The sequence below is a fragment of the Sphingobacterium sp. Lzh-3 genome (assembly GCF_046764375.1).
In the GTDB taxonomy this organism is placed as follows: Bacteria; Bacteroidota; Bacteroidia; order Sphingobacteriales; family Sphingobacteriaceae; genus Sphingobacterium.
On sequence record NZ_CP177226.1, the window covers coordinates 5650494 to 5667652 of the forward strand.

Here is a 17159-nt window from a genome sequence, read left to right on the forward strand (position 1 = left end):
TCAACCGCAATCTACAATTATATTTCTACATCTCCAATTGGCCAATCACGACCGAAACTGGGTAATGATCTGATATTCCTTCGAGATCAGGACCATTGTGCACTTCGACCTGCTGAACCAAAGGCGACAATCGTTCCGACAATAAGATATAATCTAGCCTTTCCGACACTTCAGCTAATCGGCTGTCACCCCAATTCCAGCCATATAGTGTTGCTGTTGGAAAACTGACCCGCTTATTTTCCGGAAATACAGTACGTCCGATACAATCATCAAAGCCTGCTGCAATAAAAGTCGACAGCACACTATAATCAAAACGCTGGCCACGCATATTGCCATATTCTGGATGCGCTTGATCCCAATTCGATAAATTCTTTCTTAGTGGTGCTTTGTGTTCCAGCCAAATTGCATCCAATGGGGAATAAGCATTGAGATCACCCAGGATCATACAGTTATTCAAGGAATTACTTTTGATATAATCCACAATCTGCTGTGCTTCTTTTAATCGATACTTCCAGGAAAAAGGGCTGAGATGTGTGACTATAATGTCAATATCTTTAATTTTAACATGCAGCATACCATGCCAAAACCCATCCACCTGAGCTTTGATCAGGGTAATCGGATAGCGAGATGTAATTCCTACCGGATAGCCCTTCTCCTTGAGTAAGACCCTGTAATGATGTCCGTAGGATTCGGCCAGCTGTTGAAGATCGGCCTGTTTAAAATCAACCAGTTCTTCTAAAGCAACAATATCCGGTTGCTGTCGTTCCATCCAATGGACAAATTTATCCGCTTTTGTTTTCGTATGTTCAAATCCATTCCAGATATTGTAAGAAATTATCTTTAGCGGTTGATCGGCCTGAGATTTCACCGTCAAACACAGCAAGAGTAAAGTAATCACCCCATAAAACTTGATCAGATTTTTCATTTTTACACTCCTAAATATCGATTTTATAACTAACAATAAGCTTTATATAACTAACGACAAGCCGGGCTATGCGATCTAAAATAGAAGGTCGGCTTTCAATTTCACATCTATTATCAGGCTCGTTTCACATCATTTCGGGAACAAATTTCAGATTCCATGGTATATAGCGCATTGCGACCAATAAGCTGGAGGACATTGTCAACCGAGGTTGCCGAGCGAAGGCCGTCGGGTGCTGTATTAAGGCAATAATCCAAAAGCCGGTCAACCGAGGATACCGCAACATGCATTCGTGTATCACTCGATGCGTAGTAGATATAAACCATACCATTGGCATTCATGATCCAACCATTAGAAAACAACACATTGGAAACATCACCGATCCGTTCTTCTCCCTCCGGAGCCATCAGATACCCCGCAGGCTCGGCGATCAATTGGCTTGGATCGTCCAGACTTGTCAGATAAATATAGAGCACATAGCGTAAGCCCGCAGCCGTGCCACGCACGCCATGGGCAAGGTGCAGCCACCCTTTCGCCGTTTTTAAAGGTGCAGGTCCCTCACCATTTTTCAGTTCTTTAATGGTATGATAAAAACGTTTGTTGATAATTTGTTCTTCAACAACAACGGCATTTTTAATATCATCAATCAATGACCATCCAATTCCGCCACCACGTTTTGCTAGGATAAAATCATCTTGTGGCCGTGTATAGAGGGCATATTTCCCCTGTACAAATTCGGGGTGCAAAACGACATTTCGCTGTTGACTGCTCGCTTTCAGATTGGGTAAACGCTCCCAGTGCTTCAAATCTTTGGATCGAATAATGCCTGCTGAAGCAACGGCACTGGAGAGATCCCCGGGAGCAGCTGCTACATCGCGTTTTTCACTGCAAAAAATACCATACACCCAACCGTCTTCATGAGCGGTCAGCCGGATATCATATACATTTGTTTCCTCTTGATCCAAATCCGGAAGAACCAATGGCTGATCCCAAAAACGGAAATTATCCACTCCATTTTCACTTTCTGCTATTGCAAAAAATGATTTCCGATCTGCCCCTTCCACACGAACAAACAACAGATACTTTCCTTGCCAGTAGAGTGCCCCCGCATTCATTGTTGAATTGAAGGCGATTCGCTCTAGAAAAAGTGGGTTTGTCAATGGATTAAAATCATAACGCCAGGTCAAGGGGATATGTTCTTTGGTAATAACAGGGTATAAATAACGCTTAACAATTTTTCCTGGATTAGACAGTTCAACATTGACTCTTTCCAGTAATAAGCGTTGTGATTCGATAATATAAGCTTGCTGACGTTCAAATGATTCGGCCATAAATTTAGTTCAGTTCAAAAATATAGTTACTTTACAAGTTTTCGGGATAAAGTGGCATCCGTGTCACACGATGGAATGCTGTACCGCTACCGGTAGCGACCTCAAGATCGAATATCACTTCCTTTGTTTTTGGATCAATTTCTACAACACGTCCGCCTATCCCTATACTTGTTTTGACTCCCATCCCTGGACAAAACGACACATGTCCCGTCTTTGGCAGATATTGTACCCCTGATATGGCCTGTGAAAATCCCTCTTCTCCACGATCCTTTCCATAAGACCATACTTGCTGTACTGTTTTATTGGTCAGGTCAACCTTGTATTCCACGACCCGGCTATAGCTGATCACACCGGGAGCAAAATTTGATTTCCATTGCCGATTATATCCATTATCAAAGACTAAAATACGATCATTGGCCAACGCGACAGGTGTATGCGGCCCCCACGGCCAATCAAAACCTGCAACTGCAGCATCCCCATTGATCACTGCTGGGTCTGTAATTGCTGTACCATCTTCGGCAATTGGCTTCAGCAACAAGGTCTGGTATTTAGCTCCCCAATTTTTATGGGGGGATATAATCCATTGCGTCACTCCCGAATGGTTAAAACTGAAAATCCCCTGATAGCGTGCTGTAGCCAATAAATTCTCTCCAATTTCTGTAATTGAATTGTTATGGACCCAGTTGTTTGGACTCTGTGAGAATGCCGGTGGTGTAATACCATCTGGCCTGATATAACGCGTTGTATCGAGCTGCTTGGCAAGATCCCATTCATTTACCAAACTACCTGTTTGAGGATTCAGTTCAATGATATGATCGTTAACGCGCGGCTCTCCATTATTTAGATGGGCTGCAACTTTGGTTACATTGATCAGGAAATTTCCATTAGCAGATTCGGTAATTTCATGATGGAATCCATAGCCTAGTCTTGCGAGATCCCATTGATTGATCAAATTACCAAACATGTCCATTTCAACCACACGTTGTACAGATTGATCGCCGGCGATGAAGGTTCCTTTTTTTGTTCGCTTAAGACCTATAGATCCAGCAAATTTTTGTAAATCAGGTGATTTCTTCAACAGCAACAACCAACGTATCTCACCCTCACTATCAATCATATAAGGCAGAGAAGTATCTAGCTCACTCTGGCCAGGATAACTCACCAAATTTAAACCAGGTTCCATTTTTTCCGTTTGACTCTTCACAATCTTCCATCTTGGAAAATCTGCTACCTTAAGTGGCTGAGTACGGATATGAACAGTAGTACTTCCTCGCTCATTACCTGCGAAATCAGTAAAAGTAAGATCAACGACATTATCATAATCTGCGTACAACCCGAATATAGGAACACTTTGACGTTGTGTTTCACTCGTGCAAAGATGTGTGATGTTGCCTAGTTCACCATGTTTACCATGTACTTGCACCCTTACACGACCAAAGGTTGGCAATCCAACATCTACTAAGGCCGATAAGGGGTTGTATCCTGAAGGATCGAGCCGGATTGCTTCAACCATAAAATCGAGTGAAGTTCCTTTTGTAGGCACAGTCAGTTCCGAACCGTCACTGAATGTGAGATTAGTAACCCATCGATCCGGATTAGGAGTCATCTTGACGATATCTTGGACAGGAATATTTATGGCTCCTTTTTCAAAATTGAAGATATATTCCTGTGTATTCTGATTGACTTTGATTAAGAGTTCGCCTGTTTCAATCTTTGATGTCAACGCCAGCTTAGTAGGCAATTCGGGTGCATTTCCCTGGTCCTTTTTACAGGAAAACAACAACAGAACCAAGCACATACCAGACAAAATCGAAGCAGTATAAATGCTACATATTCGCTGTATTGCAATCATATTTTATTAGATTTAAAAGAAATTTAAAAAAATATTCCGGCAGAGGGCGTCTACCCTCCACCGGAAAAACTAACACTCAACTGTGGAATCGAGAAGAAATTTTTCAGTGTCAATCAAGCTTTCGAAAGCATTGCCGAGCCTATCGCCACAACGGATGCTGTTGGATCTTCGAGTTTGTATTTATTTCTCCCTCTGGAATAGGCAAGTAATAATGCTTAGGTTGGAAATTATCTGCCCCTTGCTTTTTATTATCCACAAAGATCTGTTTCATTTCTGTCGGTGTATACCAACGTTTCAAATCAAAGAAACGATGACCTTCGAAGAAAAACTCCAATTCATTTTGCTTCACAACTTCCTTCATTAGTGCATCCGCATTTGCCCAAGTTTTATTAGCCAATCCAGCTCGATCACGAATGCGTTTTAAGCTAGATGCTGCTCCGGCCAAATTCCCATTTTTCACACAAGCCTCAGCGTGAAGCAACAATACTTCTGCAAAACGAAACACACGAAGATTGTTATTTCGATTTGCGGCATCATACATACTATTAGAGCCAGATTTATTGATATAAAAATTAGTATATTTTTTAAGTAGGAAGCGCCCTGCCTTTCCATTAATAGTCGGATATACAAGTCCAGCGTTAACTGAAATTTTACTCAAAGATTCTTTCCAAAGATCATCAAAAGAAAGATTACCATACCATGCGCCGTCGGTTAGGCCCGTTTCATAATCAGAATATTTCCAGTAAAAACTGCCGTACATACGCTTGTCAAAACGAGTATCCGACCCTGCTGGACGTTCTTCTGAGATAAAGTCGCGGACAACAGAAATACCAGGCACCAGTTTGAACCAAGCACCGCTGGCACCAGGTCCAGCAAAATTAGGTAATACAAATCCTAGCTGACAGGAAGCACAATCGTCTCCCCAAACGCCACCGGCACTGAGACGCCCATCATAAGCTAGTTCCCAAACCGATTCCTTATTGAACTTAGTTGTCTCCTTATAATTATCCTCAAAATTGTCCACCAAATCATAATTATATGGTGCCGTCAACAAGGCCTTCAACTCTGTCTCAGCTTCTCCGTATTGTTTGTTATAGACCAACGTTTTCCCCAGGTAAGCGATAGCAGCGCCTTTGGTTACCCTTCCTGATTCTGAGGAAGGCCTACTGACCGGCAACCCATCTTTGGCAGCCTTAAAATCAGAGATCACCTGTTTCCAAATCTCCGCTTCAGGTGACGATGCAATATTCTCACCATTAGGTTCATCTGTAGCTGGTGTTAAACGCAAGGGAACATCACCATAATTAGCCGCCAATAAAAAATAGTACATCCCTCGTAGAAAACGAACTTCACCGATCAGCTGCTTCTTTTTTTCGGAATCCATTGTCACCCGGTCTATATTTTTCATAAATACGTTGGCTCTGTTAATACCATTGTATAGACTCCCGAAATCACTCCCCCCCGTTCCAGGTGTATTAATAAAATTGATTAGCTGCCAAGTATGAGGTTCTTCGCCAACCAAAAACCACATATCGTCAGCGCGGTTCATTGTCTGATAGCCTGTAAATGCGCCATAATAACCATACATTTGATTACGGATGGGAGAATAGATTGTTGGAATCGCAGCCACCGCATCTGCCTCTGTTGTCCAATAAGTTGCCTCAACAGGGAGATTCGGATTGGTACGATTTAGAAAATCCTTGCTACAGCTTCCCATAAACAAAAGAACTGCTGCAGCTACCGTATATCTTTTTATCGAAATTTTCATTTTTGTCATTTTAAATTTTTTACTATTAAACCAACCGCCTATTAAAAGTTAGCTTGTATACCAAACATAATAGTACGCGCTAAGGGGAAACGACCATAATCGGTACCAGCAGTCATAGGTCCTGATCCGCCACCATTCTCATCAGAATTCATCCCTACATCAGGTGTGTATCCCTTATATTTTGTTACAGTAAATAGATTTTCTCCTGCCACAAAAACACGAGCATTCTTCAGGCTTGCTTTGCTTAGCCACTCAGAAGGCAAAGTATAGCCAAACTCTATTGTTTTTAAACGGAAAAAAGCCCCACTTTCCAACCAACGATCACTTACGCGTCGTTTATTATCATTCAAATCCTGCCGAGTATAACGTGGAATATCGGTATTGGTATTACTTGGTGTCCACGAATTTAAAAGATCTATGGAGTAATTATTAATATCACTGGTTCCTTCCATCCGAGCACGGGTATAGTTATAAACCTTGTTACCATACATGCCATCAAAGAAAAACGCAAAATCAAAACCTTTATAATCTAACCCTCCTCTGATACCATAAGCTAATTTCGGATAAGGACTTCCAGCATATTGACGGTCATCATTATTAATCTGCCCATCGCCGTTATAGTCAACAAACTTGATATCTCCAGCTTTGGCTGTAGATTGAATCACCTTACCATCAGCCGATTTATAGGCCTGAACTTCAGCATCTGACTGGAACAATCCATCAGTCTGGATAAGCCAAAAACCTCCAATTGGATAGCCCACCTTCGCCCATGTAATCGTACCATCGTTATTTGGGTTAAATCCGCCAAATTCCTGAACTGTACCAATTGTTACGGCTTTCATCTCATTCTTCACTGTAGAAGCATTTACCCCGATGTTATAATTCACTTCGCCAACCTTGTCTCTATAGGTAGCTAAAAACTCGAATCCTTTATTTCGAATTGTACCTGCATTCATAATAGGTGATCCCTGAAGTCCGGCTGAAGAGGGCCGATTGATTCCCAACAGAATGCCCTTCGTATCACGCACATAATAATCAGTACTAATGCTCAACTTATTTTGCAAGAAGGCCAAGTCCAGACCAACGTTGCTAGTTTCAGTTTCCTCCCAAGTTAGATTCACTGGCGATGTCCAGCCGATACCTGTACTAGATCCCAACCATAAGGCTCCTCCCTGTATGTAGTTAAAGCCATATGAAGTAAGACTTTGTGTTGTATAATTGGCGATATTTTGATTCCCTAATCGACCATAAGTTGCACGAACTTTCAATTCATTGATTGTATTTTTTGCCTTTTCAAAGAAATGCTCGTTCATCACATTCCATCCTAAAGCCACCGAAGGGAACACACCATAACGATAACCATCTGCAAATTTGGAAGAGCCATCACGACGAACAGTTGCTGTCAACATATAACGGCTATCGTAACTGTACATAGCACGGCCAAACTGTGAAATTAGTGCCTCTTCCTGCAAGCTTCCAGATGTCGTTTGACCATCCAATCCACCCGCATTAATTGCATCGGTACCAAAAGGAATATTGAGCCTAGAAGCTCCAAATCCTCTATTGGTATTTTCTTGAGCGGAATAACCCGCCAACAAAGAAATCGTGTGCTTATCAAAAGTATTATCATAATGCAATGTATTTTCGATCAACCACTGATTATTGAAGAAAGCACTTTCATTGAGTGAAGATTGTAATATGGCCGTACCATCGGGACGTCTATCCGCTTTGGCATAATTTCTTCCAGAAGTTCTATTAACCCCAACGTTTAACCTATATTTTAAACCCTTAACAAATAAATCTACTTCTGCATATCCATTCAACATAATATCCGTCTGGTAGACGTGATTATTATTCAAGTTTAAGTTACCTACTGGATTATCCAAGTTTTTCATCCATGGGGCATAGGTTGAATAGCCTCCAACAATATTGGAATCATAAATCGGTAACAGTGGATTTTGACGAAGTGCATCTGTGATGACCAAATGTGAAAATTTACGATCACCCGATTTCACCAAAAAAGTATTTCCTACCCTAAGATGTTCATTAAAAAAACTGAATGTATTTTTACTACGTATGTTAAACGCCTTATAACCTGTTGTTTTCAGAATACCTTCCTGATCCAAATAGCCCGCAGACACGTTATAAGTAGATCTTTCACCACCACCGGCGATATCTAGATTAATTTTATTGACGGGAGCAACATGATATATTTCATCTTGCCAATTGGTATTCGCATTAAAACTTTCCGCTTGAACTGGTAGCTCTTTTTGATCCGTCATAAATTGTTTCCATTGTGGACCATCCATTACTTTTAATTTCTTAGGAATACTTTGGACCCCCGTATAGGCATTTATACCAACAGTAGCGGGTGATGCTCTATGCCCACCTTTAGTCGTGATAAGGACGACACCATTGGCTGCCCTAGATCCATAGATGGCAGCTGCTGACGCATCCTTCAATACTTCCAAGGAAGCAATATCATTTGGATCCACCAAATTGATGTCACCGAATACGCCATCAATAACATAAAGCGGTGTATTGTTGCCCAAAGAGCTTATACCACGGATATTGATACTCATACCAGCGCCCGGCGTTCCACCGGCATTTGATACAGTCACCCCGGCAACGCGGCCCTGTAATGCACCCGCAGCACTTTTAGCTAAATTAGATTGTAGATCCTTGCCCGTCACGGATGCCACTGCACCGGTCAAATCACTTTTTTTCACCGTACCATAGCCGATCACCACCACTTCATCTAACTCCGTGCCCGACTGAAGTACAATACTATAGGTTGATGCATCATTGACAAGCACCTCTTGCTCCTTCATCCCCACGTAGGTAATTTTTAAGGTTTTGCCTTTCGCAACATCAAGTGTAAAAGAACCATCGGCATCTGTTTTCGTTCCGCTGGCGCTCCCCTTGATATTGACCGTAGCTCCTGCCACTGGCTTATTATCCGCATCGAGGACTTTGCCCCTCACCTTTTGGGATTGCTGTGCAAAAGCTAAGCTCCCATAAGTGGAAAGTAAGAGTAGTAAAGCTGTTTTTCTCATATTGTGTGTATTTAAGGTTTACAATAAATAGATGGTTTGTATAATATGTCTATACTTAATTGGTATTCTTCTATTGGTTTGTTTGACGAAATTAGAGAAAAGGAGATGCCGTAAATAGCAAGATCAACTCATTTGTATTGTACTTTTCATTCATATTTCCGTTGGAAAAAACACGAAAAAGTCAACACAAACGATTGCGCAAAATAGAAGGGAAAACTAAGGAGATAAAAAAAACAGTAAACAGAAATCAAATAATAGACTAAAATACAGTCAATTACGAAACAAAGAAGTTATTTCATTGAACTTTGGACTCACTTACATTGAATTATCTAGTAAGGAGACCAATAAAAATCAGTAACAAAATAGCGTTGAGACCGTTGAAAAAAAATTATAAGCCCGACGAACGTGCTTTTTGCATTTCTTTATCAATATCGGACTTCAACCTTTCGTCAATCCATTCACGGTCTTCTGACGTCAAATCATCCAAAATATATTGATTTTGTTCGTTAAAATCGATAAAAATATCCGCAAGAAACTCTGACTGAAGGTCGCGAACCCGGTCGACATTGCTTAGATCTAGGGCCCCAATTTTAGAAATCACGCTATTGAGCCGGTTTTGCGTCACATATGTCCGCATGGCCGCCACAAGGAAAGAAAGATTTTCGCTCTTCGAACTGACATCCGGAATAAAAGACCATTTTTCAGCCTCATGGAATTTTAATTGCTCATTGAATTCAGGATTCTTGAGTTTGATAATTGGACGTTCTTGTTCCAACTGCATTTTTTCGGAATCATAAGGTTTAATTACAACGCCTTCAATGAGGTTGTCTTTCAGTTCTGGCAAGCCCAAACGTCCAGGGATACTAGAATTCATTCGAAGATTAAAATTTAGTGCCTCATTCATCTTCCCTATAAATAGCGGTTTAGCATAAAAAAGGTCAAACTCCTCAAAATAGCTGATTGAAGTTTGATAATCTAAATAGTGTTTCTGGCCGAACTTATCAATAATAGCAATATCAAAGGCATAGAAATGAATATCAGGGCTATAATATACACCTGTTTGAATAGCTTGCAGGTGTGGCACTACGGCAACCTCCTTATGGGGGTAAACACCACCGAACAACTCGCCGTATACAATATAATGCGCTTCGGGATAAGATAAACTTAGGCGTTCAAACAAACACATCATATTGCTTTCCAAACGCGCTACGACAAGCTGATATCCAAAGAAATCGGATGCCCACTCCAGGTATTCTCTTCTTTTTGCAAATTTTAATTCTCCCAGTTGATAGGAAAAACTAAAATTGGCGCCATGTACTTTTTCTGTAACTACCCATTTTATTTTACCGAGCTGGGACATTGCTTTCTCACTGAGCCCAATTTTCTTAATTTTATCGGGCATCTTTTCGTATCCTGAAAAAATAGACATATAGAATCGTTTTCGCTTTCTCGCCTTAAAAATAAGAAATAAATAACGGTAAACTAGATGATCATCTGTTGCTTGCGGAGGCTATTTCTATACTCGACGGGAGTGAGGCCTTTTTTCTTTTTAAATACACGGTAGAAATACGAAACGCTGTTAAAGCCGCATTGTTCGACAATATCGGCAATCAAGGTCTCTTCTTTCAGTAATCGCACAGCCATATTGATCCTAAAATCGAGCAGATAATCTGTAAAATTCATTCCTGTAGTCGATTTCAGAAAACGGGAAAATGTTGATTTGCTCATATTCATTACGGCCGCAACCATCGGCAGGCTCAATTCTCTATTTACATGGGTAACGATATATTCTTGTAGTCGTCCCATCATCAATTCGCTATTGCTCAATACCGTATTGGTCGCCGTGGATAATACACGGATATCTTCACCCTTAGACAATTCATACAGCAACACCAAAAGTTTCATAACCGAATAGAATCCGTCTCTTTCCAAAGTCAATATGCGTAACAGCGGTAATACCCGATCTACTGTGTCTTTCCCAAAAACTACACCACGCGAAGCTTTGGATAATAACTGCTGTATACTTGCAAACTGTTTTTTATCCAGATACTGTTCAATTAATGAAGGGTGAAACTGAATCGTAATCTCATGAATATCATTCGATTGGCAATCGCCATCTTTCCAGGCGTGTTCAAGCTCAGGACTTGCAATGAGTACCAGATCCCGCTCGCCAATAGACTCTATCGAGTTGCCAATGATACGTTGTGCCCCCACTGCCCCCTCAACATAATTGAGCTCATATTCTGGGTGAATATGTACAGGAAACGTAAAGGAAGATTTTCTCCGATCGAAGACCACAAAGCAGTCATCGGAAGATAATGGCGATTTCTCTCTAAATATATCAGGTCTCATAATTGGATTTTCCCCTCCAGTAAATTACCCAAACTTAAAAAATAATATGTATAATCCACTGAACCTTCAGCACATTTACTAGCGGTTCAGTAGGAGCCCACCTAGGTTCAATACTGACTTCACAGGGTCCGTATCGGATTAACGCTTATCAAGGGGGAGGGTAGCGATCCATTTACGCGAAACTTGCGCAACAAAAAAGGTTGCTTTGTACAGCAACCTTTTTTTATTCATGTTGATTTTCACCTTATTTCTTAAGGTATTTTTCCAAAAATTGATCCTGCTCCCAAAGTAAATGGAAGATATTTTCTTTGGCGACATATCCATGTGCTTCGCGTGGTAAAATGACCATACGCACGGGAGCTCCCAAGTTTTTCAGGGCCTGAAAATAGCGTTCTGTCTGCAGGGTGAATGTTCCGGGATTATTATCGGCTCCACCATGAACCAACAAAAGTGGGGTTTTCATCCGATCAGCACTCACAAATGGAGACATGGTCATATACAGGGCTGGATCATCCCAGAAGTTACGTTGTTCACTCTGAAAACCAAATGGTGTTAAGGTCCGATTGTATGCTCCAGAACGCGCTATTCCTGCGGCAAACAATTTTGAATTGGACAACAGATGTGCTGTCATAAACGCACCATAGGAATGCCCACCCACAGCAACTTTTTTCCGATCGATATAACCCAAATGATCTACCGCATCAATTGCAGCTTCGGCATTTGCCACAAGTTGTTCAATAAAGGTATCATTTGGTTCTTTTGTTCCCTCTCCAACAATAGGGAAGGCCGCATTATCCAATACAGCATACCCCTTCGATACCCAGTAGATAAAAGAACCATAACTTGGGAAGGTAAACTCCTTCGGATTGGCCGTGCTTTGTCCAGCCGTATTTTTATCTTTGTACTCCCTTGGATAAGCCCACATTAGCAGAGGCAACTTCTCTTTCTTCGTAAAATCATAACCGGCAGGTAAATATAATGTTCCGGAAAGTTCGACTCCATCCTTTCGCTTGTACTTTAAAATCTCTTTATGAACTTTTTCCAAAGACTTAAACGGGTTTTCCAACGTGGTGAGTGTCACCTGTTTCCCCGATTTCATATTTTTCATGAAATAATTCGGATAAGTCGATGCTGACTGAAGCGAAATCAACAAATCCCCAGTTTTAGGGTTCACTAATTGGGTGATACGTTCCTGCAGTTCAGATGCTGGAGCAATATAAATGCGTTTTTTCTTCAGCGAATGCAGATCAAGCTCATCCACAAAAGGAAACTCACCATTTTTAGTAAACCCCTTACCTACAAACAGTACTTTATCCTTATCTATATACATCGAATAAGTGCCTAAACTATTTTTTTCCATATATACATCTCCCGGATCGTTATAGACATCCTGACTGTTCCGGTCATGCAATAGTTTAGATTCTCCCGAGGAAGGATTCACCACAAAAGTTTTTGCATTTCTCGTATCATACCATTGCGAATTGATCAATGCATATTTATCATTCCCCCATGTTACACCAGCGTAACGGTCTTTGATTTTAAAAATAAGCTTTCCCGCACCATCGTAAGGGTACGATAAAGTATATAAGGCATCACGAAACTCCGCAGGTTTATTCGCATCCCCGCCATCCAAGGCTTCTACATAAGCCAACGTCGCTGGCTGATCACTCCGCCAATGCCAGGCACGTTTTCCCGATCGTGTCGACGAAAAACCTTTCGGCATCACCTCTGTCAAGGCTGTCTCATTCACCAGTGCTATTTCCTTGCCCGATCGATCATAAATACGAACCTGCTGTGGAAAAGACGAGACCGGAACCACGTAGGAATAAGGTTTTGTGATCGTCGTGATCATCACATACTCACCATCCGGAGAGAAACTGATCCCCGTATAAATGGCTTTATCTTTAAAGGAAGAAATCTTGCCGTCCAGATCTACAAGTTCAAGGTTGGATTGCACCAATGTTTCAAAATTCACTTCATCCTGCGGATTTTTAAGCAGGTCCTGGTATGTCCTCAACTGAGACACCTTCCCATCACTTGTTGAGACAATAGGTCCTGTCGGCAAATCTTTTGAAGGATCCAACAGTGCAGCCCTATCCTTTGGCAGGCTTGTTATTATTAAACCGGAAGAATTTCTCAGCCACTGAAATGGTGCTGTCAATGTTCCATTCAAATTGTAGGCAGTCAGCTGTTTGACATTTCGCGTTGCAAGATCAATGACAAATAAGGCCGTTCCACTCTCATTTGTATTGCTGAATGCCAAACGCTTATTGTCTGGAGAGAACACAAAATTGGCCATTGCGGCTTTTTCGGGCATCCCCGTGAAGTCGGAAAATTCCATATTTTGTCCAATTTTTTTCAAGGCAATCTTATCGAAAAAGATTGTCGAACTTTCCATGTTCGTCTTCGGATTAATCCGCAATCCAGCCAGTTTCATTTCTTCCTGGCCTAAGTCTGCCAGGCTTTTGTATGTAGGCCGGAACGTAAATAACATCCAATTTTTATCGCTTGAAATCTTTATCTGAGGGGGGCGTACATAATCGGCTAAGGCCAAAATTTCAGTAGAGGGTTTTTGAAAGGTAATGTTTTCCTGCGCTTGCGTCTGTAGCGACGCTAGAAGCAAGAGACCATAGAATAGTTTCTTCATAAATTTATTTTTCAAATTAGGGCAAAATAAAGTAATAAAATTTTCATAAAAAAGCAAGCTTTGTAGCTTTTTTATGACACTAAAATTAAACTTAAATCATTTGTAAAATAGTGGTAAAATTTACTAATTTAAAGTTATCCACATTCGCAAAAATAAGATAATCAACAATTTACAAACACTAATCTGCAGCAAACGCATTCTCTGACAAACTTTTGCCCAAAATGTGGAAAAGTCAAACTACCGCATCGAAAGAAAATATAAGATATTTGTTAAGCTAATGAAAGAATTGGCAACTCAACGAAGTTTTTAAGTATCGAAACACAGACATTTCTTTTTGATGAATTGTCTATTTTAAATGGCCAGATGAACTTAAATCTGGTCTCCCCGATTAAAATTGATACCATTAACTCCGTACCGGGTTTTTCTATAAAGATTGGAATAAAAAAATAAACAAGTAAACATGGCAAGAATTATCAAATTTGAGAAAAACGATTGTGCTCCTTGTGCACAAGTATCGGCTTATTTGGATCAAAAAGGTATCCAATATGAAACGGTTAATCCTTTTGATGAACCAGACTTGGCCGCAAGATTCAAAATCCGCACAGTTCCTACGGTAATTGTGTTGGAAAATGAAGAGATTCAACACCGTATCATTGGCTTTAAACCAGAGGAATTGGCTGCCATTGCACTTTAATAAATTCAGCGTATCATTAAAATGAAACAGTGACATGATACACATTTATTATGATTCCAGAACGGGGAACGTACAACGTTTTATGGATAAAGTAGCTCAGATAACGGGTTGGCAAATCCATAAGATCACCGCCGATTTAACGGTAGAAGACCCTGGGCATTTGGTCACTTTCACCACAAATTTTGGACAGGTGCCCGAAAACACAAAAGAATTCATGAAACGCGAAGCTAAAAATATCTATTCTGTTACTTCCAGTGGCAACCGCAACTGGGGACCGAATTTTGGTCTAGCAGCTGATCGCATTTCACAGGATTTCGACATTCCACTGGCGTTCAAATTTGAACTGTCCGGAACAATGGAAGATATTAATCAATTTATTGACATCTTAAAGAACTTTTGCGATGGTAGCAAACGAAGTAGCAAAAAACTGGATATTGCTTAATAATGAAATCATGATTAAGCATGATGACGAATTCAGCTTACATAAAGATAAGGAAGCGGTTCGTGCATATTTCTTGGAATATGTAAATAAGAACACAGTGTTCTTTTATACATTAAAAGAAAAAATAGACTATTTGGTAGAAAACAACTATTATATTGACTTTTACCAATGGTTTACATTTGAAGAAATGGAAACGGTATTCAACTATGTGTATGCGAAGAAATTCCGTTTCGAATCTTTTATGGCGGCATTCAAATTCTTCCAGAGCTACGCTTTACGTGACGATTCTGGCGAGAAGTTTTTAGAGCGTTATGAAGACCGTGTAGTTGCTGTTTCCTTGTTCTTAGCAAGAGAAGAAGGTGTTCAAAAAGCAATTGAATATGCAGAAATCATGATCAATCAAGAATATCAGCCAGCGACCCCTACATTCTTGAATGCAGGAAAGAAACGCTCGGGTGAATTAGTATCTTGTTTCCTGGATGAAATCGGCGACAACTTAAATGGTATCGGTTATGCTGTTGATTCCGCAATGAAGTTGTCTTCTATCGGTGGTGGTGTATCGTTCAATATCTCCAAAATCCGTGCTCGCGGAGAAGCTATCAAAGGTGTTGAAGGCCGTGCCGGCGGTGTACTTCCAATCATGAAGATTATGGAAGATACATTTTCATATGCGAACCAGTTGGGACAACGTCCGGGTGCTGGTGCAGTATACCTCAATATTTTCCACTCCGACATCGAAGAATTTTTAGATTGTAAAAAAATCAACGTTGACGAGAAAGTACGTATCAAATCATTGTCTATCGGTATCATCGTTCCTGATAAATTCATGGAATTGGCAGAAAAAGATGAACCCTGCTATTTGATCTACCCACATACGGTAATGCAAGAGTATGGACAATTCTTGGATGAGATGGATATGGACAAGATGTACGACGAATTGATCACGAATCCAAACGTGAAAAAGAAAAAAATCAATGCCCGTCACCTTTTAGTTAAAATTGCACAGACACAAAAAGAATCAGGATATCCTTATATTTTCTTCAAAGAGAACACCAACCGTGTCCATGCATTGAATGAAATCGGTCAGGTGAAATTCTCAAACTTGTGTACTGAAATTATGCAAGTATCCCAAGTATCCGATATTGAGATCTATGGCAAACAGGATACGATCCGGTATGGTATCTCCTGTAACTTAGGCTCCTTAAATATTGCGACTGTAATGGACAACAAACGTATCAAAGAGACCGTAAAAACGGCTATGCGTGCTTTGACTGTCGTTACAGACGTGACCAATATCGACATGGTTCCTTCTATTGCAAAAGCAAACCGTGAGTTACATTCTGTAGGGCTAGGTGCAATGAACCTCCATGGTTACCTTGCAAAAAGCTTCATCATGTATGAATCTAACGAAGCGTTGGATTTTGCCAATACCTTCTTTATGATGATGAACTATTATTCATTGGAAGCATCGATGGAAATTGCCAAAGAACGTGGTAAAACATTTGTTGGATTTGAAAAATCAGCCTACGCCGATGGTACGTATTTCAACAATTACATAAACCGCGATTACATGCCTAAAACAGCTAAGGTAACGGAGTTATTTGAAGGAATACATATTCCAACAGTAGAAGATTGGTTGGAATTAAAAGCAAAAATCAAAGAACATGGTATTTACCATGCTTACCGTTTGGCTATTGCTCCAAATCAATCGACTTCATATATCATGAATGCAACCGCATCAGTTATGCCAATTGTAGATATCATTGAGGTGCGTGAGTATGGAGATAGTACAACTTACTATCCAATGCCATACTTGACAAACGATAATTATTTCTATTTCAAATCGGCTTATGATATGGATCAATTCAAGGTCTTGAAATTGATCTCGGTTATCCAACGCCATATTGATCAGGGTGTATCTACAATTTTGCATACAAACTCAAAGGATTCGACGAGAGATTTGTCTAGATATTATATCTATGCACACAAATTGGGATTGAAATCCCTTTATTATACACGGACAAGAAAATCGACCATCGACGAATGTGTCTCTTGTTCAGCTTAATTCTGAGATTTTAGTATTTGGATATATAAT

General features: G+C 40.4%; 11 protein-coding genes. 3 read left to right on the top strand and 8 right to left on the bottom strand.

Features of this window, described 5'->3' with window-relative positions; genetic code table 11:
• Positions 1-25: 25 nt before the first annotated feature.
• From ACLCDV_RS23730 to ACLCDV_RS23765, 8 genes are all read right to left on the bottom strand, one after another.
• A complete protein-coding gene (locus ACLCDV_RS23730) occupies positions 26-925 on the bottom strand; it encodes an endonuclease/exonuclease/phosphatase family protein (protein ID WP_411972401.1) in 900 nt (299 codons plus the stop codon).
• A 113-nt stretch (positions 926-1038) separates the two neighbouring features.
• Positions 1039-2253 carry a glycosidase gene (locus ACLCDV_RS23735; RefSeq protein ID WP_411972402.1) on the bottom strand — a complete coding sequence of 405 codons (1215 nt, stop codon included), beginning with the start codon at positions 2251-2253 and terminating at the stop codon, positions 1039-1041.
• Positions 2254-2284: 31 nt separating this feature from the next.
• Positions 2285-4105, bottom strand: a complete 1821-nt coding sequence (locus tag ACLCDV_RS23740; protein ID WP_317669359.1) for an aryl-sulfate sulfotransferase — start codon at positions 4103-4105, stop codon at positions 2285-2287.
• Positions 4106-4244: 139 nt separating this feature from the next.
• Positions 4245-5873: a RagB/SusD family nutrient uptake outer membrane protein gene (locus ACLCDV_RS23745; RefSeq protein WP_317669358.1), complete on the bottom strand. Its 1629-nt coding sequence runs from the start codon at positions 5871-5873 to the stop codon at positions 4245-4247.
• A 41-nt stretch (positions 5874-5914) separates the two neighbouring features.
• Positions 5915-8929, bottom strand: coding sequence for a TonB-dependent receptor (locus tag ACLCDV_RS23750; protein ID WP_317669357.1), 3015 nt, complete (start codon positions 8927-8929; stop codon positions 5915-5917).
• Positions 8930-9317: 388 nt separating this feature from the next.
• Positions 9318-10358, bottom strand: coding sequence for an RNA ligase family protein (locus ACLCDV_RS23755; RefSeq protein WP_411972403.1), 1041 nt, complete (start codon positions 10356-10358; stop codon positions 9318-9320).
• 53 nt (positions 10359-10411) lie between these two features.
• The gene (locus ACLCDV_RS23760; RefSeq protein ID WP_317669355.1) at positions 10412-11281 is read right to left on the bottom strand and encodes an AraC family transcriptional regulator; all 870 of its coding nucleotides are present in this window, start codon (positions 11279-11281) and stop codon (positions 10412-10414) included.
• Positions 11282-11525: 244 nt separating this feature from the next.
• Entirely contained in the window at positions 11526-13928 is a 2403-nt protein-coding gene (locus ACLCDV_RS23765) for a prolyl oligopeptidase family serine peptidase (RefSeq protein ID WP_317669354.1), read from the bottom strand.
• 460 nt (positions 13929-14388) lie between these two features.
• Here ACLCDV_RS23765 and ACLCDV_RS23770 point away from each other — a divergent pair, with 460 nt between their 5' ends.
• The 3 genes from ACLCDV_RS23770 to nrdE are packed head-to-tail and all read left to right on the top strand — an operon-like array spanning position 14389 to position 17129.
• A complete protein-coding gene (locus ACLCDV_RS23770; protein WP_046673718.1) occupies positions 14389-14622 on the top strand; it encodes a thioredoxin family protein in 234 nt (77 codons plus the stop codon).
• 34 nt (positions 14623-14656) lie between these two features.
• On the top strand, positions 14657-15064 hold the full coding sequence (nrdI, locus tag ACLCDV_RS23775; RefSeq protein ID WP_317669353.1) for a class Ib ribonucleoside-diphosphate reductase assembly flavoprotein NrdI: 408 nt from the start codon (positions 14657-14659) through the stop codon (positions 15062-15064).
• Complete coding sequence (gene nrdE, locus ACLCDV_RS23780; RefSeq protein ID WP_070570178.1) at positions 15024-17129, top strand: class 1b ribonucleoside-diphosphate reductase subunit alpha; 2106 nt, start codon at positions 15024-15026, stop codon at positions 17127-17129. The genes nrdI and nrdE overlap by 41 nt, the downstream gene beginning before the upstream one ends.
• Positions 17130-17159 lie beyond the last annotated feature (30 nt).

What these genes read in the sequence shown, in the direction of transcription:
- ACLCDV_RS23755 (WP_411972403.1), bottom strand. Translation starts at nt 10,358, where the DNA reads ATGTCTATTTTTTCAGGATACGAAAAGATGCCCGATAAAATTAAGAAA.
- nrdE (WP_070570178.1), top strand. Translation starts at nt 15,024, where the DNA reads ATGGTAGCAAACGAAGTAGCAAAAAACTGGATATTGCTTAATAATGAA.
- ACLCDV_RS23740 (WP_317669359.1), bottom strand. Translation starts at nt 4,105, where the DNA reads ATGATTGCAATACAGCGAATATGTAGCATTTATACTGCTTCGATTTTG.
- ACLCDV_RS23770 (WP_046673718.1), top strand. Translation starts at nt 14,389, where the DNA reads ATGGCAAGAATTATCAAATTTGAGAAAAACGATTGTGCTCCTTGTGCA.
- ACLCDV_RS23735 (WP_411972402.1), bottom strand. Translation starts at nt 2,253, where the DNA reads ATGGCCGAATCATTTGAACGTCAGCAAGCTTATATTATCGAATCACAA.
- ACLCDV_RS23760 (WP_317669355.1), bottom strand. Translation starts at nt 11,281, where the DNA reads ATGAGACCTGATATATTTAGAGAGAAATCGCCATTATCTTCCGATGAC.
- ACLCDV_RS23745 (WP_317669358.1), bottom strand. Translation starts at nt 5,873, where the DNA reads ATGAAAATTTCGATAAAAAGATATACGGTAGCTGCAGCAGTTCTTTTG.
- ACLCDV_RS23750 (WP_317669357.1), bottom strand. Translation starts at nt 8,929, where the DNA reads ATGAGAAAAACAGCTTTACTACTCTTACTTTCCACTTATGGGAGCTTA.
- ACLCDV_RS23730 (WP_411972401.1), bottom strand. Translation starts at nt 925, where the DNA reads ATGAAAAATCTGATCAAGTTTTATGGGGTGATTACTTTACTCTTGCTG.
- ACLCDV_RS23765 (WP_317669354.1), bottom strand. Translation starts at nt 13,928, where the DNA reads ATGAAGAAACTATTCTATGGTCTCTTGCTTCTAGCGTCGCTACAGACG.
- nrdI (WP_317669353.1), top strand. Translation starts at nt 14,657, where the DNA reads ATGATACACATTTATTATGATTCCAGAACGGGGAACGTACAACGTTTT.